This window comes from Breoghania corrubedonensis, from assembly GCF_003053845.1.
GTDB lineage: Bacteria > Pseudomonadota > Alphaproteobacteria > Rhizobiales > Stappiaceae > Breoghania > Breoghania corrubedonensis.
Map to the genome: position 1 here is coordinate 963,787 of NZ_QAYG01000001.1, position 23,704 is coordinate 987,490.

The 23,704-nt window shown below is 64.7% G+C and carries 22 protein-coding genes; 10 read left to right on the plus strand and 12 right to left on the minus strand.

All coding sequences use genetic code 11. The features are described 5' to 3' along the window. Positions 1-12 precede the first annotated feature (12 nt). The 5 genes from C8N35_RS04200 to C8N35_RS04220 are packed head-to-tail and all read right to left on the minus strand — an operon-like array spanning position 13 to position 3,467. A complete protein-coding gene (locus tag C8N35_RS04200; RefSeq protein WP_107988322.1) occupies positions 13-720 on the minus strand; it encodes an energy-coupling factor ABC transporter ATP-binding protein in 708 nt (235 codons plus the stop codon). Continuing rightward, entirely contained in the window at positions 717-1,466 is a 750-nt protein-coding gene (gene cbiQ / locus C8N35_RS04205) for a cobalt ECF transporter T component CbiQ (protein WP_107988323.1), read from the minus strand. Before cbiQ ends, C8N35_RS04200 begins: the two co-directional genes overlap by 4 nt. Further along, a complete protein-coding gene (locus C8N35_RS04210; protein ID WP_107988324.1) occupies positions 1,442-2,059 on the minus strand; it encodes a cobalamin biosynthesis protein CbiL in 618 nt (205 codons plus the stop codon). The genes cbiQ and C8N35_RS04210 overlap by 25 nt, the downstream gene beginning before the upstream one ends. Continuing rightward, the gene (gene cbiM, locus C8N35_RS04215; RefSeq protein ID WP_107988325.1) at positions 2,056-2,670 is read right to left on the minus strand and encodes a cobalt transporter CbiM; all 615 of its coding nucleotides are present in this window, start codon (positions 2,668-2,670) and stop codon (positions 2,056-2,058) included. Before cbiM ends, C8N35_RS04210 begins: the two co-directional genes overlap by 4 nt. A 23-nt stretch (positions 2,671-2,693) precedes the next feature. Next, on the minus strand, positions 2,694-3,467 hold the full coding sequence (locus C8N35_RS04220) for a DUF4198 domain-containing protein (RefSeq protein WP_107988326.1): 774 nt from the start codon (positions 3,465-3,467) through the stop codon (positions 2,694-2,696). Positions 3,468-3,605: 138 nt separating this feature from the next. On the opposite strand from C8N35_RS04220, the gene nikR reads away from it, so the two are divergent. The 3 genes from nikR to C8N35_RS04235 all read left to right on the plus strand — a co-directional run bounded on the left by nikR (position 3,606) and on the right by C8N35_RS04235 (position 6,954). Continuing rightward, positions 3,606-4,079 carry a nickel-responsive transcriptional regulator NikR gene (nikR, locus tag C8N35_RS04225; protein WP_107988327.1) on the plus strand — a complete coding sequence of 158 codons (474 nt, stop codon included), beginning with the start codon at positions 3,606-3,608 and terminating at the stop codon, positions 4,077-4,079. A gap of 383 nt (positions 4,080-4,462) precedes the next feature. Further along, entirely contained in the window at positions 4,463-5,749 is a 1,287-nt protein-coding gene (locus tag C8N35_RS04230; protein WP_107988328.1) for a glycerate kinase type-2 family protein, read from the plus strand. 80 nt (positions 5,750-5,829) lie between these two features. Further along, on the plus strand, positions 5,830-6,954 hold the full coding sequence (locus C8N35_RS04235; protein WP_107988329.1) for a CaiB/BaiF CoA transferase family protein: 1,125 nt from the start codon (positions 5,830-5,832) through the stop codon (positions 6,952-6,954). 63 nt (positions 6,955-7,017) lie between these two features. Here the strand turns inward: C8N35_RS04235 and C8N35_RS04240 are convergent, their stop codons facing one another. Continuing rightward, entirely contained in the window at positions 7,018-7,377 is a 360-nt protein-coding gene (locus C8N35_RS04240; protein ID WP_107988330.1) for an ArsC family reductase, read from the minus strand. A 281-nt stretch (positions 7,378-7,658) separates the two neighbouring features. Between C8N35_RS04240 and C8N35_RS04245 the strand changes: the two genes are divergently transcribed. Continuing rightward, a complete protein-coding gene (locus C8N35_RS04245; RefSeq protein ID WP_107988331.1) occupies positions 7,659-8,138 on the plus strand; it encodes a glyoxalase superfamily protein in 480 nt (159 codons plus the stop codon). Between the two features lie 155 nt (positions 8,139-8,293). On the opposite strand, the gene C8N35_RS04250 is transcribed toward C8N35_RS04245, so the two are convergent. From C8N35_RS04250 to C8N35_RS04270, 5 genes are all read right to left on the minus strand, one after another. After that, entirely contained in the window at positions 8,294-9,367 is a 1,074-nt protein-coding gene (locus C8N35_RS04250; RefSeq protein ID WP_107989074.1) for a LacI family DNA-binding transcriptional regulator, read from the minus strand. Between the two features lie 247 nt (positions 9,368-9,614). Further along, positions 9,615-10,601, minus strand: coding sequence for a DMT family transporter (locus tag C8N35_RS04255; protein ID WP_107988332.1), 987 nt, complete (start codon positions 10,599-10,601; stop codon positions 9,615-9,617). 249 nt (positions 10,602-10,850) lie between these two features. Then, complete coding sequence (locus C8N35_RS04260) at positions 10,851-11,852, minus strand: adenosine kinase (RefSeq protein ID WP_107988333.1); 1,002 nt, start codon at positions 11,850-11,852, stop codon at positions 10,851-10,853. A gap of 82 nt (positions 11,853-11,934) precedes the next feature. Further along, a complete protein-coding gene (locus C8N35_RS04265) occupies positions 11,935-12,825 on the minus strand; it encodes a prephenate dehydratase (RefSeq protein WP_107988334.1) in 891 nt (296 codons plus the stop codon). Between the two features lie 58 nt (positions 12,826-12,883). After that, on the minus strand, positions 12,884-13,663 hold the full coding sequence (locus C8N35_RS04270; protein WP_107988335.1) for a 3-deoxy-manno-octulosonate cytidylyltransferase: 780 nt from the start codon (positions 13,661-13,663) through the stop codon (positions 12,884-12,886). Positions 13,664-14,060: 397 nt separating this feature from the next. Here C8N35_RS04270 and C8N35_RS04275 point away from each other — a divergent pair, with 397 nt between their 5' ends. The 6 genes from C8N35_RS04275 (at position 14,061) to C8N35_RS04300 (ending at position 22,738) form a co-directional block, all read left to right on the plus strand. Further along, positions 14,061-14,690: a c-type cytochrome gene (locus C8N35_RS04275; protein WP_107989075.1), complete on the plus strand. Its 630-nt coding sequence runs from the start codon at positions 14,061-14,063 to the stop codon at positions 14,688-14,690. A 255-nt stretch (positions 14,691-14,945) separates the two neighbouring features. Beyond that, positions 14,946-16,820, plus strand: coding sequence for an extracellular solute-binding protein (locus C8N35_RS04280; RefSeq protein ID WP_107988336.1), 1,875 nt, complete (start codon positions 14,946-14,948; stop codon positions 16,818-16,820). Next, positions 16,817-18,694, plus strand: coding sequence for an extracellular solute-binding protein (locus C8N35_RS04285; protein ID WP_107988337.1), 1,878 nt, complete (start codon positions 16,817-16,819; stop codon positions 18,692-18,694). Before C8N35_RS04280 ends, C8N35_RS04285 begins: the two co-directional genes overlap by 4 nt. An 83-nt stretch (positions 18,695-18,777) precedes the next feature. After that, positions 18,778-19,884 (plus strand): microcin C ABC transporter permease YejB, encoded by a 1,107-nt coding sequence (locus tag C8N35_RS04290; RefSeq protein WP_107988338.1) that lies wholly within the window; start codon positions 18,778-18,780, stop codon positions 19,882-19,884. A 9-nt stretch (positions 19,885-19,893) separates the two neighbouring features. Next, positions 19,894-21,078: an ABC transporter permease gene (locus tag C8N35_RS04295; RefSeq protein WP_107989076.1), complete on the plus strand. Its 1,185-nt coding sequence runs from the start codon at positions 19,894-19,896 to the stop codon at positions 21,076-21,078. Between the two features lie 22 nt (positions 21,079-21,100). Then, on the plus strand, positions 21,101-22,738 hold the full coding sequence (locus C8N35_RS04300) for an ABC transporter ATP-binding protein (protein WP_107988339.1): 1,638 nt from the start codon (positions 21,101-21,103) through the stop codon (positions 22,736-22,738). 193 nt (positions 22,739-22,931) lie between these two features. Here C8N35_RS04300 and C8N35_RS04305 read toward each other — a convergent pair whose 3' ends face one another. After that, positions 22,932-23,630, minus strand: coding sequence for a cyclic nucleotide-binding domain-containing protein (locus C8N35_RS04305; protein ID WP_107988340.1), 699 nt, complete (start codon positions 23,628-23,630; stop codon positions 22,932-22,934). Positions 23,631-23,704: the final 74 nt, after the last annotated feature.

The following is a 23,704-nucleotide window of genomic DNA, read 5'->3' on the forward strand; positions in this document are numbered from 1 at the left end:
GGAGCCCGTCGTTCACTCGTCTTCGGGGTGAACGTGCGGATGAACGTGCGTGTGCGCATGGCTGTGGATCGACGCGGGCTTCAACTGTCCCGCCTCCAGAATCAGTGCCCGGTTCGCCAGTTCCGCGACGAAGGCGCTGTCGTGGGAGACCAGCATCATCGCACCCGTATAGCCCGCAAGCGCATCGCGCAGCCGCTGGCCGTTGGCTGTGTCGATGCCGTTGGTCGGCTCGTCCAGCAGCAGCACATCCGGCTTCATCGCGAAAAGACCCGCAAGGCAGACGAGCCGCTTTTCTCCGCCCGATAGCTTGTGGCTGATGCGCTGCGCAAGGTGAGCGATGCCGAGGCGGTCGAGCGCGCCTTGCGCGATTTCCTCAGCCTGCGCCGCCGTATGCCCGGTATTGAGCGGGCCGAAGGCGACGTCCTCGATCACCGTCGGGCAAAACAGCTGATCGTCGCTGTCCTGGAACAGGAAGCCGATACGCGGACGGTAGGCGCGGAACTGCTTCTCAGCTTCGCAATCCTCGCCGAACAGCCGGATGGTGCCGGCGTCGGCACGCTCCAGACCGATGATCGTGCGCAGCAACGTGGTCTTGCCGGCACCGTTGGGGCCGACGATCGCCAGCCGTTCGCCGGCGGCAAGCTGCATCGATATGCCTTGAAGCACAGGCTTTGCATCACGCGCGACCGTGACGTCGTCCAGCACGATGGGGTCTGTCATAGACGGTCCCATAGCAGCGCGGCGGCGAAGAGACCAGTCAGCACGGCGAAGGAGAGCCAGTCGCGCACCGCCGGTGCCGGTATCGCGGCATAGGGAAAGCGGCCCGAGTAGCCCCGGCAGCGCATCGCCTCCTCCACCCGCTGCGCGCGCTCCAGCGCCCGCACCAGCAACATGCCGATCAGATAGCCGTAGCTGCGCCAGGTGTGGCGGTTGGAGCGCGGATGGAAGGCGCGAGCCCGCATGGATTCGCGCAGGCGGTGAGCCTCGGCGCGGATGAGCGTCAGGTAGCGCACCGTCATCACCAGCAGCCGGACGATGGTTTCGGGAACCCTGAGAGACTGCAGCGCGGCGCCGAGACGGCTGGCTTCCACCGCTCCCAGAAACAGCATCAGGATGAAGGCGGCGGCCGAAACCTTGCAGGCGACAAGACCGGCGCGCGCGAACCCTTCCGCGCTCGCGGCAAGCGGCCCCAGCGTGAAGAGCGTATGGCCCTCGACGGCGAAAGGCAGGGTCGCCAGCAGTAGCAGCACGAAGCCTTCCACATGAATGAGCCGGCGCAGCAGGCGGCGCTCGATGCCGGCGGCGAGCGTCATCAGCACCACGGCGGCAAGCGCGATGGCGGCGACGTGAAGATCGTGGAGCTGCGAAAGGGCGGCGACGCCGAGGAACGCGGCGACAAGGCGAAGCCGCAGGTCTTGAGGGACGATCAGCCCGATCATTGTCAGTTGCGCCGCGCGCGCACCCATAGCCCTATCCCGACAAGTCCGATGATGAGGAAGATACCCGACAGGATATCGGTGAAGCGCAGACGATCGTCCATCTCCTCGATGCGTTCCAGAAGCGGCTCCACCTGCCGCTGGACGGCGGCCTCTACCAATACCGCAACCTGGCTGTCGGAAAGTCCCGCGACAGCGGCCGGAGGTGTCGTGGCCTGTGTTGCCGCGCCCGGAGATTGCACTTGCGCCACTGCGGCTGTTGCTGCGGCTGGGGCAGCCGGTTCCACGCCTTTCGCCAGCGATCCGAAACGGTCGGCGACGATGGTGGCGGAGGCGATGTGGCCCTCATGGGTATTCACCGTGACGGTGATGTCCGATGACACGGGCTCGCCCGGCACCAGCTTGAAGCGGCCCTCGTCGTCCGTCTTGCCGGTGGCGAGCACCTTCCCGTCCGCATCCTTGGCGGTCCAGGATGTACCCATGGCGCGGCCGCCGCCGATGAAGAAGGCGTAACCGGCAATGGCGTCGCCTTCCACCGCGGCGAACACCTTCAGTTTGTGAGCCGCGGCCGGACTGGCGAGGCCAACCGCAAGCGCCAGTGCGAGAAGAATTGCACGGATCATGTCAGGACAGGCCTCAGGGCATCGGGGGAAACGCGGGCGAGGAACGAGACCGCCACGGCGGTGATGAACGCCTCGCCGATCGCCAACGGGACATAAGTTGCCAGCAGCACGCTGGCGACCGGCGCATAGTCCGGTGAGGACAGCGCCAGCGACAGGGCGACCAGCCCGCCTGTGCCAAGCACCGACAGCGCGCCGACGGTCGCCGCGAGTCCGAGGCGCAGGCCGGCGGACGCGGTGGAACGAATGGTCGGGCCCAAAACAAGGCCGAGCACGACACCCGGCAGCGCGATGTTGACGATGTTGACGCCAAGCGTCGTCAGCCCGCCGAAGCCGAACAGCAACGCCTGAAGAAGCAGCGCCACGGCCATGGCGGGAAAGGTGCCGAAGCCGAGAAGGATGCCCATCAGCCCCGACAGCAGCAGGTGCACGCTGGAGGGTCCGACAGGCACCGCGATCAGCGAACCGGCGAAGAAGGCGGCTGCGAGAATGCCGGCGCGCGGGATCGCGCGGTCGTCGAGACGCTTCAGGCCAAGGCCCACGCCGCCCGCCGCGATGATGGCGCCCCCGATGAGAACGGGCGCGGACAATATGCCGTCGGGAATATGAGCCATGACCTGTCGCTTTCGTTTTACGTCTACTTCGCGCCCATGTCGGTCGCCTTGACCCAGATCAGGGCCCCTTCCTCCACCGGCACTTCCTTGCCTTCCGGCGAGGTCATCGGCTTGTCGCCGTCCAGAAGCGCGGCAAAGCCCCACCAGCCCGCGCGCGGCATGGCATAGGTGAAGGTGCCGTTGGCGTCCGCCTTGATCACCTGCGTGATGAAGGCGTCATTGGGCGCCTTGACGGTTCCGTCATTGATGAACTCCACCTCGATCTCGGCGAAGGGGGCGGGCTTGCCGTCCTTCAGCACGACGCCGGAGAAGACGTTGCCTGTCCACACTCCGGTCGGGCGGGTCAGTGGCTGGATCTCCGCGGGCAGGCCGACGAGTTCGTCCCAGCCTTCGCCCGAGGCGTAGCTGTCGACCACCACCTTGGAATAGTGCACGATGTACTTGCCTTCCGCCGGCTCCCAGTAGGGCTGCGGTTCGACATAGAAGATCGCGGCGCCCGGCTCCTTGAGATCATAGGAAACCGACCATGCCGCTTTGCCATCCACCGGCTTTTCGGCTATGCGCGGCAGGAGATCGACACTCTTGCCGTCGAAGAGAACGCCGAGCCGCTCCGGCTTCTTCATGTCCATCACCGGGCCGCCTTCGAAGGGGTGGGTGAAGAGCATGTCGAGCGTCACCGTGCCACCGTCCTCAAGGACGTCAGCAGATGGGATGATCTCCTGGAAGTGGGCCGACGCAGGAACCGCAAAGCCGATGATGCAGGAAAGTGTGGCGAGGGACATCAGAGAACGGCGCATGAGGACTCCTGAAAGTATGAAATTTACTGAGAAAAATCATACTCGATCTGACCACGCAACCCCAGACCGGCATTTTGCCGCATCTTTCAATAAGTTAACGCAGCGATATCAGGCCGCAAGGCGGCCGGTGGAGACGCCATGCAACGTATAACCATCACAATCGACGACGACCTCGCCGCCGAACTCGACGCCCACATGACGGCAAGCGGGGCCTCGGGGCGGTCGGAGGCGATTCGCGATCTGGTGCGGCGCGGGCTGGCGACGGTGCGCACGGAACCCGGCGACGAGCGGTGCTACGGCGTCGTCAGTTGCGCCGTCGACCAGTCGGTCCGCCAGCTCGCTGCCCGCATCCCGCAAGGTCGACTCGACCGGCACGACCAGACGATCGCCGCGCTGTCCGTCCCGCTCGATCACACCACGTCCATCGACGTGGCCGTGATGCGCGGGCGCATGTCCGACGTCACGGCCTACGCGGAAGCCCTTTTCCTGGAACGCGGCGTGATGCACGGCTCGCTCGGGCTTATACCGGTGGCGGAGGGCACCACCAAGCATGTCCACGAGCACGGCCACTCGCACGAGCACACGCATTACAAGGTGCAGAGCAGCCTGTGAGGGGGGAGGGCGTTTCCCGCACCTGTCATTCCGGCGGCGACCGCAGCTGCTTGAAAAATGTTCACCTCATCAACCGGCCTCTCAAGCGTCATCCCGGACGCGATGCGGCACGTAGTGACGCCTCGCAGATCCGGGATCGTCGCTCGGTGTTTGCCGCTCGAGGTCCCGGGTCTGCGCGGCAACGTTCCACGTTGCGGCGCGCCCGGGATGACGTCGGAAAGGCTCTGTCGGGAACGGCGGCAAAGGAGTGAGCCCGTCGCGACGGATGCGGGCGCTGCCTCAATGACGCCCTGCAGAGCGCCGCGCCCTTCCCCATTCGTCCCCTTGGCACGGCGAGCGAACTCGACAATGCTGTCTCGCGAAACGTCGGAGGAGTGGGTGGAGTGAAGTCGGCAGCCGAGGCACGGACATTTCTGGAGGGGCTGTTTCACACGGCCGTCAAAGCCGCCGATCCGCAAACCTGCATCGCCGGCCACCTGCCGGAGCCTCCCAAGGGCCGCACCATCGTCGTTGGTGCCGGCAAGGGCGCGGCGCAGATGGCCCGCGCACTGGAACGCCTGTGGCCCCGCACCCTGGCAGCCCCGCTGGAAGGCACCGTCGTCACGCGCTACGGCTACGCTGCGGCGTGTGAGCGCATCGAGGTGCTGGAAGCCGCCCATCCGGTGCCCGACGACGCGGGGCTTGCCGGATCGGCCAGATTGCTGGAGCGGGTTACGGGCCTGAGCGCGGACGATCTCGTCATCGCGCTCATCTGCGGCGGCGGATCGGCGCTGCTGCCGGCCCCGCCCGAGGGGTTCACGCTGGCCGACGAGATCGCGCTCAACGAGGTCCTGCTTTCCTCCGGCGCACCGATCTCGGCGATGAACACCATCCGCAAGCAGTTCTCGCGCATCAAGGGCGGTAGACTGGCCGCTGCGGCCTATCCCGCGAAGGTGGTGAGCCTGATCGTTTCCGACATTCCCGGCGACGTGGCCGCCTTCGTCGCCTCGGGGCCGACGGTGGCGGACATGGCGATACCGGCCGACGCCATCGCGGCAGCCAGGCGCTACGCCATCGACCTGCCGGAACCGATCCTGCGGCATCTGGAGACGACCGGGGGCGCGCCGGCGGCCGATGATCCGCGCTTTGCCCGCAACGAAGCCCACATTGTCGCCTCCGCCCGCGTCTCGCTGGAAGCGGCAGCGGCAGCGGCGCGCAAGGAGGGTATCGCGGCCGCAATCCTGTCGGATGCGATCGAGGGCGAGGCGCGCGAGGCAGGGATCTTTCATGCCGCTCTCGCGCTGGAAGTCGAGCGCTACGACCGACCATTTGCAGCACCCGTCGTGTTGTTGTCTGGCGGCGAGACGACGGTGACGCTGCGCGGTACGGGCAAGGGAGGGCGCAACACCGAATTCCTGCTGTCGCTCGCCACGCGCATCGCGGGATCGCGCGCCATCACGGCGCTCGCCGCCGATACGGACGGCATCGACGGAAGCGAAGACAATGCCGGCGCTTTCGCGGATGGCGAGACGGCGGCACGTCTTGCCGCCGCCGGGATCGATGGCGCCGCGCTTCTTGCCAACAACGATGCCTGGACAGGGTTTGCGACGATAAACGATCTCTTTTCGCCGGGCCCGACCGGCACCAATGTGAACGATTTCAGGGCGATCCTGATCGATCGCGGAGATTGAAAACGACAGGAACAATGAAAAACGCAGGCAAAGACCGGCGCTAGGGAGGGTGTAATGACGACGATCTCGGGGAATTGCACGTGAGCGGCGCGGCATCGGCGGGACCGCTTGCCGGGCTGAAAGTGGTGGAATTTGCCGCCATCGGCCCGGTCCCGTTCGCGGCGATGGTGCTGTCGGATCTGGGCGCCGAAATCGTGCGCATCGACAGGCCCGGCGCAACGACGACGGACCCTCGCGACATCACTTGCCGGGGACGCTCAGCCCGTCTTGGGCTCGATTTGAAGAACGCCGACGACGTGGCGCTCGCTCGCCAGCTCATCGCGAAGGCCGACGTGCTGCTGGAAGGCTTCCGCCCCGGCGTGCTGGAACGTCTTGGCCTCGCCCCCGCCGATCTGATGGTTGATAATCCGGGTCTCATCGTCACGCGGGTGACGGGCTGGGGTCAGGATGGACCGCTCAGCCCCCGCGCTGGCCACGACCTCACCTATATCGCGCTTTCCGGAGCGCTGCATGCCATTGGGCCGGCGGATCACCCGATCCCTCCGCTCAATCTTGTGGGTGACTATGGCGGCGGCGGTATGCTGGCGCTGGTGGGACTTCTGTCGGCGCTGTTTGAACGCGCGCAGTCGGGCCGGGGGCAGGTGGTCGATGCCGCCATGACGGATGGCTCATCCCTGCTGATGGCGTTCGTCTACGGGCTGAAGGCGATGGGTCAATGGCAGGACGTGCGCGAGACCAACATGCTGGATGGCGCCGCGCATTTCTACACGACCTATCGCTGCCGGGACGGACGTTTCCTCGCGGTCGGCCCCATCGAGCCGCAGTTCCATGCAACCTTCGCGAAGATCATGGGCGTGGAGGATTTCGGCCCCGACCAGTACGACACCACACGCTGGAGCGAACGGCGGGATCGCCTGCGGGAGATCTTCCTCACGCGCGACCGCGACGACTGGGTCGCGGCCTTCGACGGAACGGACGCCTGTGTGGCACCGGTTCTGGCTATGGAAGAGGTGCGTCATCATCCGCACAACGCGGCGCGGGGGACGTTTGCCGAGGTGGACGGTGTGGTCCAGCCCGCCGCTGCCCCACGCTTCGACCGTACACCGGGAGCGATCAAGGCGGCGGGAGAACGGGAAACGGAGGACGTGCTTTCCGGCTGGGGCGTTGATGCAACGCTTGTGGAGACGCTTGCCGGAAAGGGATAGGAGGGCAAGCGCGCGGCACTCACGGTGTGTGCGAAAGCACCCTCACGCGATGGGAAGGCGCGTCTATTTCAGGTCCCCGGCGGCCAGCGCGATTTCCCAGGCCGTGAGATCGAATCCGAGCAGACGGCGACCGTCGGCTTCCAGGATCGGGCGCTTGATGATGGAAGGTTCGGCGAGCATCAGTGCTATCGCCGCCTCTTCGTTGGCCGTCGCCTCCTTCACCTCATCGGGCTGCTTGCGCCAGGTCGTGCCGCGGGTGTTGAGGATCTTTTCCCAGCCGAATTCCGCCACCTGAGCACGAAGGGCCGCTTCGTCGACGCCCTTCTTCTTGTAGTCGTGGAATTCGTAGTCGACGTTCGCCTCCGCCAGAAAGCGTCGAGCCTTCTTCACCGTGTCGCAGTTGGCGATGCCGTAAAGCTTCATGGGGGTCTCCTGTGCGTGGCGTTCGGGGGGCCAGATAAAGACGAATCGAGCGCATGGGGCAAGCCGCATGCGCCGGCCGAGGGACAGCGATTGACAATTGCCGTCGGGATGCCTATCTCCGCGACCGGGTGGAAGGCCCCTGCCGCTCGCGGGATCCGTCAGGATCATGGTGAAGCCCTTCCCGAATTTCGTTCCGCCGCCGGTCCTGTCCGAGAACGCGGTGCGACGGCAATGCGAGCCCCGTCCCTTCAGCCGCACATTCGGATGAGAAGAGGCTTGCGATGAACAAAACCACCCTCCCAACCCTTGACGACGCCAAGCGCCAGGCGAAACGCCTGCGCGGCGATCTTGCCGCTTCCGGCACCGACCTTTCCCACGGCCGGGCGCTGGAACTCATCGCCCACCAGCATGGCTACCGGGACTGGAACACGTTCCATGCCGCCATCGGCAACGGGCCGCCGCCAGAAGCCGTGCTTTCTCCCGAACGCACGGGAAGTCCGGTCCAGGTCGGCGAGAGCGTACGCGGCACCTATCTCGGCCAGCCGTTTTCCGGTTCTATCGTCTCGGTCCACATGCTTGGGCGGACGGATGGCGCAGCCACCCGCTACCGGGTCGAGGTCGATTTCGACGAACCCGTTGACGTCGTCACCTTCGACAGCTTCTCGTCGTTCAGAAAACGGGTGAACGCGACGCTGGACAGCAATGGGGTAACGGCGGCCAGAACCTCCAACGGCGAACCGCACATGCGGCTCGTCAGGTAGAAGACCTGTCCGACCCGCCTCTTTCGGCGGGACGGACCGACGCCCAGCGCTGCGTGAGGGGGCACGGGATCGCCCACATCCAAGGCGGTCCAACTTCCCCTCACCTCCGCCCTCCTGCCATCGAAGAGAGGGCGGAAAGCGCGCCACACGCGTCTTCAATCCTCGCAAGTGCCCGTGCTTTCGCGCTCCACGAGCCGTGGCGTGATGACCACACGATCAGCCTCGATCGGTTCGCCGGCAACCTGGGCAAGGATCATCTCGGCGGCACGCGCGCCAATCTCGCCCGCGCCGTTGTTCACCGTGCTGAGCGACGGGGTCGCGGTGGCGGCATCAAGCGTGTCGTCATACCCGATAACCGCGATATCGCGTCCGGCCTCGCTGCCGTGCCGGCGCAGCGCCTCGATGAGGCCGCGCGCCACCATGTCGTTGAAACACATCACCGCCGTGGGTCGGGGCTTGCGGTCGAGCACGAGCCCCACTGCCTCGAAGCCCTGAGCACGCGTCATCATTTCCGGTTCATAGAGCTGGGCGCCGGGGTCGATCCCCACCTCGCGGAGCGCCCTGACCCAGCCTTCGTGCCGATCGCGGCCGGTCGAGGATCCTCGCCGGCCGCCCAGAAACGCGATGTCACGGTGACCGGCGGCGATCAGATAGCGCACGGCCTCCAGCGTGCCGGCGATATCGTCGCCGCGCACCACCGGCGCGCGGGCGCCTTCCACATCGCGACAGATCAGCGTGACCGGCAGGCCGGCATCGACGAGCCGATTGATTTCCGCCGGATCCGTACCAACCGAGGGACACAGCACAAGTCCGTCGGCCCGGTGCTGCAACAGCGCCTGAACGAAGGTGCGCTGGCGTTCCACGTCGTCGCGGTGATTGCAGATGAAGACGATCTGGTCGTTTTCACCGAGCGTGTCTTCCAGGGCACCGAAGATCTCGGCGAAATAGGGATTGAGAATGTCATGGACAGCGACGCCGACCACGTTGGAACGCGCGGTTCTCAAGGCTGCGGCGGAGCGGTTGTAGATATAGCCGGCGGCCTCTGCCTCCCGCTTCACCCGCTCGCGCGTTGCCTGCGCCACCAGCGGAGAGTTGCGCAGGGCAAGAGAGATCGTGGCGGTGGACACGCCCAACTGCTCGGCCAGATGGCTGAGCGTCAGCCGTTTGCGGCGGCTTGCGCCTTCCGCAATGGCAGGCCGGACTTTGGGGCGCGTTCGGTGATCGTCCATCTCGGCTCGGAATGTCATTGCGGAATTGGGATTCAAGCCTTCCCGGCCCCGCATTTCAATGACAATTGTCGGGGCTTTGACGCTGGGGCACGGAAAAGCCGTCTTTCTTCAATGCGGTGACGGGAACCGCCCTGTCGCACGAGACAATATGCCGCTGACCTTACCTGCGGCGGTTCCTCATAACAGGGCACGGATGGCGATCACGCGGTGCCTGTCGTCAATATGTGAGATCAATTGATACCCTTCCCTAGACTTCCGGGATGGGCGCGACGGGACGGTTGAGCTTGCGCTCGCGGTAGAGAAGGTAGAGGCCGGAGCCAACGATGATCGAGGCGCCGAGAACCGTCGTGGCCCCGGGAATATCGGCAAAGACGATATAGCCGAGCCCGACCATCCAGACGATCTGGCTGTAGAAGAAGGGCGCCAGCACGGGGGCGGGCACGAGGGCGTGCGCCTTGGTGAGCAACCAGTGGCCGAGCCCGCCGTAAAGGCCCGTGGTCGCCAGCAGCGCCCACAGACCGGGGGTCGCCGGCGTTTCCCACACCATCACCATGGAGGGGGTCATGACGAGCATGGCGACGGCAGCGGAGATGATCAGCATCCCGTCGATCGATTCCGTTTCGGTCAGCAACCGGGTCGTCAGCGCATAGATCGCATAGGAGACCATCGCGGCGAGCGAGAAGCCGACCGCCCAGTGCAGTCCGCCGAGCCCCGGACGGGTCACGACCAGCACGCCGCAAAAGCCGATCAGGATCGCGCTCCAGCGCCGCCGGCCGGCCCATTCGCCCAGAACGGGGCCCGCCAGCGCGGTGACCAGCAGCGGGCCGGCGAACATGATCGAGACGGTTTCGGACAGTTGCAGATGTTGCAGCGCCTGAAAATTGAAAAAGGTCGACCCCAACAGGCCGAAGGACCGCACGATCTGGAGAAACGGACGGCGCGTCCGGACGATGTGACGCCGCTTCCACAGCCGGAAGACGAAGATCGCCAGCACCAGATGAGTAGCGAAGCGAAACCAAACCACCTCCAGCGGCGGCACATGCTGGCCAAGATATTTGGCCGTCGTGTCGAGGCAGGAAAACAGGGCCACCGCGGCGACGATCAGCAGAATGCCCGCCAACCGCGCCTTCAACTGTTCCGCCGTGAAATCCTGGGCCTTGTCGACATCGACGCCCACGCGCGCGGATCTCTGGGTCTCGCCCGTGGGGGCGGATCTCGGGGGTTCGCCCGTCATGGGGGTGGGGGTCCGTTGTCGCTGGAGGTATGGAGTCTTCGTGCGTCCACGGCTCTGAGGCCGCTTGAATTCGCAAAGTAAAGCAGCCACGCCGTCGCTGCCATTGTGGCATACGCATGGCTGAACTCGCCAGACCCGCATCTGGCACATACGCCAGGCCGGCAAGGGCCTCGCAACGGCGCAGGAGGAACACGCCACCCCTCTCCTGCGAAGAGAGGGATGGCGGGTACATGGTCAGGTCTTGACGCTTCAGATATCGAAGCCGTTCTGTGCCGCGAGGTTCTTCAGCGACGTCCCGGGGCGTGCTCCGACATGGCCGATGACCTCGGCCGCCGCCATGCAGCCCAGTTCCGCGCAGCGCGGCAACTCGTAGCCACGTGCGAGACCGAAGAGGAAACCTGCGGCATAGAGATCGCCGGCGCCCGTCAGGTCCACCACCTCATCGACCGGATTTGCCCGCACCTGATAGGTTTCCTCGCGCGTGACCGTCAGCGAGCCCTTTTCGGAAAGCGTGACGGTCGCGAGCTGCGCGTCCTCGCGAACCGCGTCGATCGCGGCATTGATGTCGGAGGTCTCGTAGAGCGCCTTCAACTCGTGCTCGTTGGCGAAGACGATATCGACGGCCCCGTTGCGCACCAGTTCCCGGAACTCGCCCCGGAAGCGATCGACACAGAAACTGTCGGAGAGCGTCAGCGCTGTCTTGCGATCGGCGGCGTGGGCAAGATCCATCGCCCGGCGGAACGCTTCCTTGGCGGCCGGCGGATCCCACAGGTAGCCTTCCATGTAGGTGATGGCCGAGCGGGAAACGAGATCGGCGTCGATGTCGTCGGGGCCGAGTTCGGTGCAGGCGCCCAGATACGTGTTCATGGTGCGCTCGCCGTCGGGCGTGATCAGGATCATGGAACGGGCGGTCGGATTGCCGCCCTTGAGCGGCGCGGTGGAGAAATGGGCGCCGATGCCGCGCATGTCGTGCGCATAGGCCTCGCCCAGCTCGTCGTCGGCGATCTTGCCGATATAGGCGGCCTTGCCGCCCAGCGAGGCGATGCCGGCGATGGTGTTGCCGGCGCTGCCGCCCGACATCCGGGTGGCCGAGCCCATCTTGCCGTAAAGACGTTCCGCCTCGGCGGTGTCGACAAGGCGCATGGAGCCTTTCACCAGCTTCTCGGAGACGAGAAAGTCGGATTCGACATGGGCGAAGACGTCGGCGATGGCATTGCCGATGCCGAGAACGTCGTAGGTCAGATCGGTCATTCAGATGTCCGTTGGTTGATGGTCGGAAGGATGAAGCCGCGTTGAAGGTTCCTGTCGGTGCCGGTGCCGCGCGCGCCGCGTGCTACACACCGGGTGTCGGCCTGAGCGCGCGGTTTGCCTCCGGCTCGCGGATCTTCTCGCGGAAGGGGCTGGCGCGATAGACGCCCAGCATCTTGAATTCGGCACAGAAGAACTTCAGCTCCTCAAGCGCCAGGGCCACGTTGCGCTCGTCCGGGTGGCCCTCGATATCCGCGTAGAACATGGAGGCGAAGAACTGGCCTTCAAGCTGGTAGCTCTCCAGCTTCGTCATGTTGACGTTGTTCGTCGCGAATCCGCCGAGCGCCTTGTAAAGAGCGGCCGGCACGTTGCGCACGCGGAAGATGATGGTGGTGATGACGGGTTGGCCGTTGTCGGCGGCTCGCATGTCGTCACGCGCAAGGATCAGGAAACGGGTGGTGTTGTGGGCCGCATCCTCCACGTCGCGTGCGAGGATTTCCAGCCCGTAGGCCTCGGCCGCGAGATCCGGCGCGATGGCCGCCGCGGTGAGGTCGTTGCGTTCCGCGATCTGACGGGCGGAGCCGGCGGTATCGGCGCCGACCACGGCGGTCAGGCCGAGCCGGCGAATCATCTTGCGGCACTGACCAAGCGCCATGATGTGGCTCTGCACGCTCTTCAGCCCCTCGATGGTGGCGCCCGGAGGCGCCATCAGCTGGAAGCGGATCGGCATGAAATACTCGCCGATGATGTGCATGGACGAACGCGGCAGGAGATGGTGGATGTCGGCCACCCGGCCGGCGACCGAATTCTCCACCGGGATCATGCCGAGTTCGGCCTCGCCCGATTCCAGCGCGTGGAAGCAGTCCTCGAAGGTCGCGCAAGGCACCGATTCGTAGTCGGGATAGACGTCTCGGCAGGCCATGTGCGAATTCGCACCCGGCTCGCCCTGGAACACGATCTTCTTCATGCTCGACATTTCTGGCTTGATCCTCGAGGTCTTCTTGTCTTGTCGTTCTTGTATAAGGCCTTTTCTTTCAGGCCTTTTCGGATGCCGTTTCCATTCGGGCGAAGGCGGCACGCACGCGCTCCAGATCCTGGGGCGTGTTGACGTCCATCGGCGTCGCGGGAACCAGACTCACGTCGATGCGCATGCCCGCCTCCAGCGCGCGAAGCTGTTCCAGCTTCTCGCGCATTTCAAGCGGAGATGGCGGCATGGCGACAAAACGTTCAAGCGCCGCGCGGCGCCACGCATAGACGCCGATGTGCTGGAAGAGCGGCCCTTCGCCTGTCGGGGCGGTGGCGCGGGTGAAATAGAGTGCGCGGTGACGACCGCCGGACAGCGGCGTCGTGACCGCCTTGACGAAACTCGGATCGATGCGCCCGCTCTCGTCGTGGATCTCGGTCATGATCGTGCCGATATCCACGGCGTCATCGGTGAGAGGATCGAGTGCGGCGGCGAGCGAAGCCGGATCGATCAGCGGCACGTCGCCCTGCAGATTGAGAATGATGTCGCAATCGGGATCGGCCTTGTTGACCGCCTCGCGCACGCGGTCGGAGCCCGACGCGTGATCCTTGCTGGTCATGACGGCACGTCCGCCGGCGGCTTCCACGACGGCGCAGATGCGGGCGTCGTCGGCGGCTACGACGACGGGGCCGAGATCCGCTTCGCGGGCGCGGTCGAGGACCTGCACGATCATCGGCTTTCCAGCGATATCAGCGAGGGGCTTGTCAGGCAGGCGGGAGGAGGCCATGCGCGCCGGAATCACCACGAGAACGCGTGGGCGGCGGCGGGAAGAACCAGTGGAAGCGGACATCAAGAAAAATGCTCCTGGATCGACGCGGGCCTGTCAGGTCTTGCGGAGCCGGGCTCAGCGGCATCGATCGGGTTCATGGTCTTGGAACGGCGGCGCCACGGCCCGGATCCCAAGCCGGACCCGAAGCTCGTGCTCGGATCGGGCCCCGGTTCCCTGGGGCGGACGCGCTGCTCCGGCGTGCGGGCGTCTGATGAAGCGGATCGCTGCGGCAGGGAGGTCGTTGCCGGGCGCTCCCGCTCTTGTACCAATGACGCAGGAACTGGTTGTTTTATACCTATGGACAGCGACGTCAAAAAATTTGTAGTTTCCGGCGACTTTGGGAAAAAGTGCTGACAGGGACGGGGAGGGTTGCTGCCGGTCGTCTCCTGCCAGCAAGTCAAGCGGAGAAATGGCCGACATGGATAGCTTCGAGCTGAACAAGATCGCCGGGGCGGTGCTGCTCTCCCTTCTCGTCATTATGGCGCTGGGGGTCTCCTCCGACATCATCTTCGACAGCCATGCGCCGGAGACGCCAGGCTATCCGATCGAAGTGGCTTCGGCAGATGGCGCAGGGGAAGCTTCGCAATCTGCCGAAGCGGAAGCTCCGAAGTCGCTGGCACAGCGGCTGGCGGAAGCGGACGCGGGAGCGGGCGAGAAGGTCTCCAAAAAATGCCAGGCCTGCCATTCGTTTGACCAGGGCGGAGCGAACAAGGTCGGCCCGAACCTGTGGGGCGTGGTCGGCCGCAAGCCTGCCAGCCACGAAGGGTTCAAGTATTCCGCCGCCATGCAGGCCTTCGCGCAGGAGCACGCGGAATGGACCTTCGAGCAGATTGACGAGTTCGTCACCAAGCCGAAGGATCACATTCCCGGCACGGCGATGGCGTTCGCGGGGCTTTCCAAGCCCGATGACCGCGCCAACCTGATCGTTTATCTGCATACGCTGGACGAGAACCCGTTGCCGTTGCCGGAGCCGGAAGCCGCGGCACCAGCCGATTCGGGAGGCGTGAGCGAGGCGCCGGCGGAAGACGCCGCTCCGGCCAATCAGTAGGCACAGCACACGATCGTTGACCTTTGTGAAAAGGCCGGACCCGTACGGGTTCGGCCTTTTTCGCGGGAGCGTTGTGGAGAAGGACTGCGTTCGGGATGCGGGATGAGAAATCCATCGCGCGGGACGCGGGTACGCCCCCGCCGCCGACACGATCCCAACATATGAAATCTTCGTAATTTGCGAAGCTTGCCCAATCATGGCCTAGTAGTCTGATAACACTGAGCCGGCGATTCACCTTCAAGCTGCCGAGGATCGATGTCTGGATTTTTTACCCGCACTCTCCTTGCCGCCTTCCTCCTCCCCCTGTTGGCCACCGCGTCAGCGTTTGCCGCCGATGGCACTTCGAGCGACGGCGGGCCACAATGGACGCATGCCACGGCCCTCACCGGCACGCCCAAATATGGTCCCCACGTCGACCACTTCGACTACGTCAATCCCGATGCGCCCAAAGGCGGAACCGTGCGGCTGGCCACATCCGGCGGGTTCGACACGTTCAACCCGATCCTCTCCAGAGGCAATCCGGCACCCGGACTGGGGCTCACGTTCGACCGGCTGATGGACGACGCGCTCGACGAGATGAACATCTCGGCGACCTATGGGTTGATCGCCGAAGCGACACGGCATCCGGACGACGATTCCTGGGTTGAATTCCGGATCAACCGGAAGGCGCGCTGGCATGACGGCCAGCCAATTACAGCCGACGATGTCGTCTGGAGCTTCAACAAGCTGGTCGAGGTCAACCCTTCCCAGCGCTTCTACTATCGCAACGTGGCGAAGGCGGAGAAGGTTGCCGACAACATCGTGCGCTTTACCTTCGACGTGAAGAACAATCGCGAATTGCCCCAAATCATGGGCCAGGTGCCGGTGTTTCCCAGGCACTGGTGGGAGGGAACCGACGCCAAGGGCAACAAGCGCGACATCTCCAAGGGCACGCTGGAACCGCCGCTGGGCTCCGGCCCCTATCGCATCAAGTCATTCGAGGCCAACCGGTCGATCACCTACGAGCGGGTAAAGGACTACTGGGCGGCCGACCTGCCGGTGCGCAAGGGCACCAACAATTTCGACGAGATCCGCTACGACAGCTATATGGATTCGGCAGTCTCGCTGGAGGCGTTCAAGGGCGACCAGTACGATTTCCGTGACGAGCGCGCCGCCAGCGTGTGGGCCAAGCGCTACGATTTTCCCGCCGTCCATGACGGGCGCGTCATCCTGCAGGAATTTCCCGACAAGGCCTCGGGGGTGATGCAGGCCTTTGTGCCGAACCTCAGGCTGGAGAAATTCGCCGACCCGCGCGTGCGCGAGGCGCTCAACTACGCCTACGATTTCGAAACGACCAACGAGATTATCTCCGCCGGACTTCTCAAACGCGTCGATTCCTTCTTCGCCGGCACCGAACTCGCCTCCTCCGGCCTGCCTGATGGCGAGGAGCTGAAAATCCTGGAAAGCGTGCGCGACGAGGTGCCGCCGGAGGTCTTCACCACGCCCTACGAAAACCCGGTCGGCGGCAATCCGCAGAAGGTGCGGGCCAACCTGCGTCATGCGCTGAAGCTCCTGACCGAAGCCGGCTACCGGCTGGACGGCCGCAAGCTGGTCGACGCCTCCGGCAAGCAGCTCTCCATCGAGTTCCTCTACTACGACAAAGGCCAGGAAAAAGGCCTGCTGCCCTATCTGAGCAACCTGAACAGCATCGGCATCGCCACGACGCCGCGCCTCGTCGACATGCCGCAATATATCAACCGGCTGCGCAACCGCGACTTTGAAATCCTGACCTACGCGTGGGTGGAATCGCTGTCGCCGGGCAACGAGCAGCGAGATTACTGGGGTTCCCAGGCTGCCGACCAGTCGCAGTCGCGCAATATCGCCGGCATCAAGGACAAGGCCGTCGACACGCTCATCGACAAGGTGATCTACGCCGGGGACCGGGCCGAACTCGTCGCCGCCACCCATGCGCTGGACCGGGTGCTCTTGTGGAAGCACTTCGTCATCCCGCAATTCTATTCCGACGTTGACCGTACGGCGCGCTGGGACCGTTTCGGCCACCCCGAGACCATGCCGCAATACACCTACGGCTTTCCGCAGATCTGGTGGTGGGACAAGGACAAGGCCGCCAGGGTGGGCCCGCAGCCATGAGCCGCGATCCGAGCCGCCGCACGGTTCTGGCAATGGGCGCGGGCGCCGCGCTCGTGCCGCTTGTCCGCGTCCTGCCGGCGCACGCCGGGGAGACGGCCGCAAAGGACGCCATCCATGGCCTGTCTGTCTTCGGCGATCTGAAATACGGGCCGGATTTTCAGAATTTCGGCTACGTGAACCCCGAGGCTCCGAAAGCGGGATCGATGTCCTTCACCCCGCCGAACTGGGCCTTCAACCAGAACCCGCTCACCTTCGACACGCTGAACACCTTCGTGCTCAGGGGCAACGCCCCGCCGCGCATGGAATTCTGCTTCGACACGCTGATGGTGCGCGCCGTGGACGAGCCCGACGCGATGTACGGGCTGGTGGCGGAAAGCGTCTCCATCTCCGGCGACGGCAACATCTACACGTTCCATCTGCGCCCCGAAGCGCGCTTCCACGACGGCTCGCCGCTGACCGCCGAAGATGTCGCCTATTCGCTCGTGCTGCTGAAGGAAAAGGGCCATCCGGCCATCACCCAGACCGTCCGCGAGATGACGGACGCCCGCGCGCTCGACCCGGCCACGGTGGAGGTGACGTTTTCCGGCAAGCAGACGCGCCAGCTGCCGCTCACCGTCGCCGGCCTGCCGATCCTTTCGAAGGCCTATTACGAAACGCGCGATTTCACCGCCTCCACGCTGGAGGCGCCGCTCGGCTCGGGCCCCTACAAGGTGGGCGAGGTCGATCCGGGCCGCTCCATCGAATACGAGCGGGTCAGGGACTGGTGGGCGAAGGACCTGCCCGTCTCGCGTGGCATGTACAATTTCGACAGGCTCCGGATCGAGTTCTACCGCGAGCGCGACATCGCCTTCGAAGCCTTCAAAAAGGGCAATCTGACCTATCGCGAAGAATTCACGGCAAAGACCTGGGCCACCGGCTACGACTTTCCCGCCATCCGTCAGGGCCGGGTGATCAAGACGACGTTTCCCGACCTGACGCCGGCCGGCGCACAGGGCTGGTTCTTCAACACCCGGCGCCGGAAGTTCGCCGATCCGCGCACCCGCGAGGCGATCGGGCTCGCCTTCGATTTCAAGTGGACCAACCAGAGCCTCTTTTACGGGCTTTACGAGCGCACCAGTTCGTTCTTCCAGAATTCGCCGATGATGGCTGAGGGCAAGCCCTCAGCCGGCGAGCAGAAGCTCCTGGAGCTTTTCCGGGGGCAGGTGCCGGACGAGGTCTTCGGCGAGGTGTGGAGCGCGCCTGAGTCCGACGGCTCGGGCCGCGACCGCACGCTGCTGCGGCGGGCAAGCGAGCTGTTGGCCGAGGCCGGGTGGGTCCGGCAGGGCAACCGGCTCGTCTCCGCCGGCGGTGAGCCGCTGACGCTCGAGATCCTCGGCAATTCGCCGAGCTTCGAGCGCATCGTGCAACCTTACGTCAATGCGCTCGGCCGGCTCGGCGTCGCGGCGCAGTTCCGCCTCGTCGATGCCTCGCAGTACCAGTCGCGGCTCAACGATTTCGATTTCGACATGACCGGGCGCCGCTATTCGCTGTCGGCGACGCCGGGCGAGGCGATCCGCCAGTTCTGGGGCAGCCGGGCCGCGGACACGCCCGGCAGCGCCAATCTCGCCGGCATCAAAAGCCCCGCGATCGATGCGCTGATCGAGAAGGTCATCCACGCCGATACCCGCGAGGAGATGACCATCGCGGCGCGCGCGCTCGACCGGGTGCTGAGGGCCGGCCACTACTGGGTGCCGAACTGGTACAAGGGGAGCCACTGGGTCGCCTACTGGGACAAGTTCGGAATGCCCGAGGCGCCGCCGGCCTACGATTTCCCGGTGGAGACCACGTGGTGGTACGACGAAGACAAGGCCAAGCGAATCGGCAAACCTGACTGAATTGCCGAGGACACGGTCCCGATCCATTTCCCACTGACACGCGCCGGTCCTCCGGCCGAAGACACGAGACGAGATCCTCGCCCATGGGCGCCTATATCCTCAGACGTCTGCTTCTGATGATCCCGACCATCATCGGCATCATGGCGATCAACTTCGCGATCATCCAGTTCGCCCCCGGCGGACCGATCGAGCAGATCATCGCCAAGCTGCAGGGCACCGACGTCTCCGCCACCTCGCGCTTTTCCGGCGGCGGCGGCGATTTTGCCGGCCAGCAGGCCCAGGCCGGCGGCGGCGAGGGCATCGGGTCCAAGTATCGCGGCGCGCAGGGGCTCGATCCTGAATTCATCAAGTCGCTTGAAAAGCAGTTCGGCTTCGACAAGCCGCCGCTCACCCGTTTCGGCGATATGCTGTGGAACTACGCCCGCTTCGATTTCGGTGAGAGCTATTTCCGCGACATCTCCGTCATCGACCTGATCAAGGAGAAGCTGCCGGTCTCCATCTCGCTGGGCCTGTGGATGACGCTTCTCTCCTACGGCATTTCCATTCCGCTCGGCGTGCGCAAGGCGGTGAAGGACGGCTCGCGCTTCGACGTATGGACCTCAGGCGTCATCGTCATCGGCTATGCGATCCCGGGCTTCCTCTTCGCCGTTCTGCTGATCGTGCTGTTCGCCGGAGGCTCCTATTGGGACTGGTTCCCGTTGCGCGGCCTCACCTCCGACAACTGGGAGAGCCTGTCCTGGCCCGCCCGCATCTTGGACTATTTCTGGCACCTGGTGCTGCCGCTGATCGCCATGGCGCTGTCGGCCTTCGCCACCACGACGCTTCTCACCAAGAACTCGTTCCTGGACGAGATCCGCAAGCAGTATGTGGTCACCGCGCGCGCAAAAGGGCTTTCCGAGCGCAAGGTGCTCTACGGCCACGTCTTTCGAAACGCCATGCTGATCGTCATCGCCGGCTTTCCCGGTGCCTTCATCTCGTCGTTCTTCGCCGGCTCGCTGCTGATCGAGACCATCTTCTCGCTCGACGGCATCGGACTGCTTTCCTATGAATCGGTGCTCAACCGCGACTATCCGGTGGTTTTCGCCACGCTCTACATCTTCTCGCTGCTGAGCCTCGTGGTCGCGCTGATCACCGACCTCACCTACACCTGGATCGACCCGCGGATCGATTTCGAGAGCAGGAAGGTCTGAACGATGGCGATGGACCAGAGGCTCGACAGGGAACTGGAACGCGAAGGGTTCGAGGCTCCCGAACCGCTTCCCGGCGAGACGCAGGCGCCGCCGAAGCGCTTCGCCATTTCACCGCTCAACCGGCGCAGGCTCGCCAGCTTCAAGGCCAACCGGCGCGGCTACTGGGCGTTCTGGATCTTCCTCGTCCTCTTCGTCCTCTCGCTCTTCGCCGACGTGATCGCCAACGACAAGCCGCTGCTCGTCTCCTACAAGGGCGAGCTGCTGTCGCCGGTGCTGGTCGACTATCCGGAGGAGAAATTCGGCGGCTTCCTTGCGGTCACTGATTACCGCGATCCCTATATCCAGGACGAGATCAATTCCAACGGCTGGATGATCTGGCCGCCGATCCGCTATTCCCACACCACTGTGAACACGGCGATCCCGACGCCGGCGCCGGCCGCGCCCTCCTGGCAATTCGACAGGGAGACACGCTGCCAGCGCTACGACAAGGGCGTGGACGACCGCAATTGCACGCTTGGCAACTGGAACTGGCTGGGAACCGACGACCAGGGCCGCGACGTGCTCGCCCGGCTGATCTACGGATTCCGCCTGTCGGTGCTGTTCGGGCTGGTGCTGACCATCCTCTCCTCGTTCATCGGCGTGGCGGCGGGGGCTGTGCAGGGCTACTACGGCGGCTGGATCGATCTCGGCTTCCAGCGCTTCATCGAGATCTGGACCTCGATGCCGCAGCTCTATCTGATCCTGATCATATCCTCGGTGCTGGTGCCGAATTTCTGGATCCTGTGCGGCATTCTGCTCGCCTTCTCGTGGGTGGCGCTGGTCGGGCTGGTGCGCGCGGAATTCCTGCGCGGGCGCAACTTCGAATACGTCAATGCGGCGCGCGCACTGGGCGTTGGCAACCGCACCATCATGTTCCGCCACCTTTTGCCCAACGCCATGGTGGCGACACTGACCTTCCTGCCGTTCATCCTGAACGGCTCGATCTCGACGCTGACCTCGCTCGACTTCCTGGGCTTCGGCCTGCCGCCGGGCTCACCGTCGCTGGGCGAACTGCTCAGGCAGGGCAAGGACAACCTGCAGGCGCCCTGGCTGGGCATTTCCGGCTTCATCACCATTTCCCTCATGCTGAGCCTGCTGATCTTCATCGGCGAGGCCGTGCGCGACGCCTTCGATCCGCGCAAGACGTTCAAGTGAGGCCTGGCAAATGAGATCTGGCATGAGCGAGAATCAGGACCCCCTCCTCTCCGTTCGCGATCTTTCCGTCGATTTCGAACAGGGCGGCAGCGCGACCCACGCGGTGCGTTCCGTCTCCTTCGACATCGCCAAGGGCGAAACCCTGGCGCTTGTCGGCGAGAGCGGGTCGGGCAAGTCGGTCACCGCGCTGTCGGTGCTGAAGCTGCTGAGCTATCCGCCCGCCTCCCATCCTTCCGGCCGGGTCCTGTTCGAGGGCGAGGACCTGATCGCGGCCAGCGACAAGGCGCTGCGCTCCATTCGCGGCAACCGGATCGCGATGATCTTCCAGGAGCCGATGACCTCGCTCAATCCGCTGCACCAGGTGGAGCGGCAGATCACCGAGATCCTGAAGCTACATCGCGGCATGGGCGATGCGCAGGCGCGCGCGCGCACCATCGAACTGCTCGATCAGGTCGGCATCCGCGATCCCGAAAGCCGGCTTTCGAGCTATCCGCACCAGCTTTCCGGCGGCCAGCGCCAGCGCGTGATGATCGCCATGGCGCTTGCCAACGAGCCGGACCTGCTGATCGCCGACGAGCCGACCACCGCGCTCGACGTGACCGTGCAGGCGCAGATCCTCAAGCTCTTGAAGGAGCTTCAGGAACGCCAGGGCATGGCGATGCTGTTCATCACCCATGATCTCGGTATCGTGCGCAAGATCGCCGACCGCGTCTGCGTGATGACACAGGGCGAGATCGTGGAACACGGGCCCGTGGAGCAGATCTTCACGCAGCCGCAGCACGCCTACACGAAGCACCTGATCGAGGCCGAACCCAAGGGCACACCGCCGGAGCGCGATCTCTCCAAGCCGATCATCGTGTCCGCCGACGATCTGAAGGTCTGGTTCCCGGTCAAGCGCGGCTTCCTGCGCAAGACCGTCGGCTACATCAAGGCGGTGGACGGCATCGACGTGGCCGTGCGCGAGGGCCAGACGCTGGGCGTGGTGGGGGAATCGGGTTCGGGAAAGACGACGCTGGGACTGGCGCTCCTGCGCATGATCTCGTCCACCGGACGCATCGCGTTCCTCGGCCACGACATCCAGCAAAAATCCTGGAAGGAGATGCGCCCACTCAGGCGCGACATGCAGATCGTCTTTCAGGATCCGTTCGGCTCGTTGAGCCCGCGCATGTCGGTCGCCGATATCGTCGGTGAGGGGCTGGAAGTCCATTTCCCCGGCATCAGCGTAGGCGAGCGCGACAAGCGCGTGTGCAAGGCGCTTGACGAGGTCGGCATCGACCCGGTCGTGCGCCACCGCTATCCGCACGAATTCTCCGGCGGCCAGCGCCAGCGCATCTCGGTGGCGCGCGCGATGGTGCTGGAGCCGAAATTCGTGATGCTGGACGAGCCGACCTCGGCGCTCGACATGTCGGTGCAGGCGCAGGTGGTGGACCTGCTGCGCGACCTGCAGAAGAAGCACGATCTCGCCTATCTGTTCATCAGCCACGACCTGAGGGTGGTGCGCGCGCTCGCCAACGACGTGATCGTCATGCGCGAGGGCAAGGTGGTGGAGACGGGTACGGCGCGGGAGATCTTCGACGCGCCGAAGACCGACTATACCAGGGCACTGATGGCCGCCGCCTTCCGCATCGAGACCGCCCCGGAAGGCGTGGTCAGCGACTAGGGCGCTTTCCGATCAAACGGACCCGTTTGGCGGCCGATCCTTCGAGACGCCCGCTCGCGCGGGCTCCTCAGGATGACGTTGAGCTTGTTGTGGGCTTTCTCGAAACCATCAACACATTCAACGTCATCCTGAGGAGGACCGAAGGGCCGTCTCGAAGGATCGGCCACTTGTTTCCATCAAGCCCTGAAACGCTTCAGGTATCCTTGTCGTCAATGAGCGCAGTCGGTTTGGCCAGCGTCTTGACTGCCGCCATGTCGTTCAGCCGGACGACGTTGTTGTCCACGTCCACGCCGTAGGGGCGCAACGTGTTGAGCGCACGCGAGAGATTTTCCGGGGTCATGCCGAGCATCGAGGCCAGCTTGCGCTTGTCGTAGGGCAGAACGAGTTCGCCCGTGCCGCCCTGCTCCTTTTCGAAGCCGAGCAGCCGGTTCGCCAGCCGCTCCACCGCCGAGCGCAGCTTCAGGTCCTTGTGTTCCTTCACCATGCCGCGATAGCAGTCGGCCAGTTCGCTGATGATGGCGCGCGCGAAATCGGAATCCGCCTCGAACACGTGCCGCACGTCTTCGGCCGGGATCAGCAGGATCTTCGACTTGTCGAGCGTGCGCGCAGACATGAGGAAGGGAGCATCCTTGATCACCGCCGCGAGGATGAAGGTGCCGATCGGATGAACCATGCCCATCGTCGCCTGACGCTCGTTCCAGCAGGCGTAGAGCTCGACGCAGCCTTCCACGACCACATAGAGAAAATCGGCGCTGTCGCCTTCCGTGATCAGGTCCAGTTGGGCAGGAAACGTCTGCAGATAGGCGGCCTGCATGAGCTCGGCGAACCGTTCCTCCGACATGGAGCGGAACAGTTGCAGGTCGCGAACCTCCGGCAAATCGCTGGAGCGCATTGAGGTTCAACCCCTTCGGGTTCTTGATAATTATCAAGCATGGTTATGTCGCTTTTAGCAACAACGACAACGCA

Excerpts from the sequence above, each read along its gene's own strand:
- C8N35_RS04270 (WP_107988335.1), bottom strand. The coding sequence starts at position 13,663 with ATGTCCGCTTCCACTGGTTCTTCCCGCCGCCGCCCACGCGTTCTCGTG.
- C8N35_RS04280 (WP_107988336.1), top strand. The coding sequence starts at position 14,946 with ATGTCTGGATTTTTTACCCGCACTCTCCTTGCCGCCTTCCTCCTCCCC.
- cbiQ (WP_107988323.1), bottom strand. The coding sequence starts at position 1,466 with ATGGGTGCGCGCGCGGCGCAACTGACAATGATCGGGCTGATCGTCCCT.
- C8N35_RS04220 (WP_107988326.1), bottom strand. The coding sequence starts at position 3,467 with ATGCGCCGTTCTCTGATGTCCCTCGCCACACTTTCCTGCATCATCGGC.
- C8N35_RS04265 (WP_107988334.1), bottom strand. The coding sequence starts at position 12,825 with ATGTCGAGCATGAAGAAGATCGTGTTCCAGGGCGAGCCGGGTGCGAAT.
- C8N35_RS04245 (WP_107988331.1), top strand. The coding sequence starts at position 7,659 with ATGAACAAAACCACCCTCCCAACCCTTGACGACGCCAAGCGCCAGGCG.
- C8N35_RS04210 (WP_107988324.1), bottom strand. The coding sequence starts at position 2,059 with ATGATCCGTGCAATTCTTCTCGCACTGGCGCTTGCGGTTGGCCTCGCC.
- nikR (WP_107988327.1), top strand. The coding sequence starts at position 3,606 with ATGCAACGTATAACCATCACAATCGACGACGACCTCGCCGCCGAACTC.
- C8N35_RS04295 (WP_107989076.1), top strand. The coding sequence starts at position 19,894 with ATGGACCAGAGGCTCGACAGGGAACTGGAACGCGAAGGGTTCGAGGCT.
- C8N35_RS04300 (WP_107988339.1), top strand. The coding sequence starts at position 21,101 with ATGAGCGAGAATCAGGACCCCCTCCTCTCCGTTCGCGATCTTTCCGTC.
- C8N35_RS04305 (WP_107988340.1), bottom strand. The coding sequence starts at position 23,630 with ATGCGCTCCAGCGATTTGCCGGAGGTTCGCGACCTGCAACTGTTCCGC.
- C8N35_RS04260 (WP_107988333.1), bottom strand. The coding sequence starts at position 11,852 with ATGACCGATCTGACCTACGACGTTCTCGGCATCGGCAATGCCATCGCC.
- C8N35_RS04290 (WP_107988338.1), top strand. The coding sequence starts at position 18,778 with ATGGGCGCCTATATCCTCAGACGTCTGCTTCTGATGATCCCGACCATC.
- C8N35_RS04255 (WP_107988332.1), bottom strand. The coding sequence starts at position 10,601 with ATGACGGGCGAACCCCCGAGATCCGCCCCCACGGGCGAGACCCAGAGA.
- C8N35_RS04275 (WP_107989075.1), top strand. The coding sequence starts at position 14,061 with ATGGATAGCTTCGAGCTGAACAAGATCGCCGGGGCGGTGCTGCTCTCC.
- cbiM (WP_107988325.1), bottom strand. The coding sequence starts at position 2,670 with ATGGCTCATATTCCCGACGGCATATTGTCCGCGCCCGTTCTCATCGGG.
- C8N35_RS04200 (WP_107988322.1), bottom strand. The coding sequence starts at position 720 with ATGACAGACCCCATCGTGCTGGACGACGTCACGGTCGCGCGTGATGCA.
- C8N35_RS04250 (WP_107989074.1), bottom strand. The coding sequence starts at position 9,367 with ATGGACGATCACCGAACGCGCCCCAAAGTCCGGCCTGCCATTGCGGAA.
- C8N35_RS04285 (WP_107988337.1), top strand. The coding sequence starts at position 16,817 with ATGAGCCGCGATCCGAGCCGCCGCACGGTTCTGGCAATGGGCGCGGGC.
- C8N35_RS04240 (WP_107988330.1), bottom strand. The coding sequence starts at position 7,377 with ATGAAGCTTTACGGCATCGCCAACTGCGACACGGTGAAGAAGGCTCGA.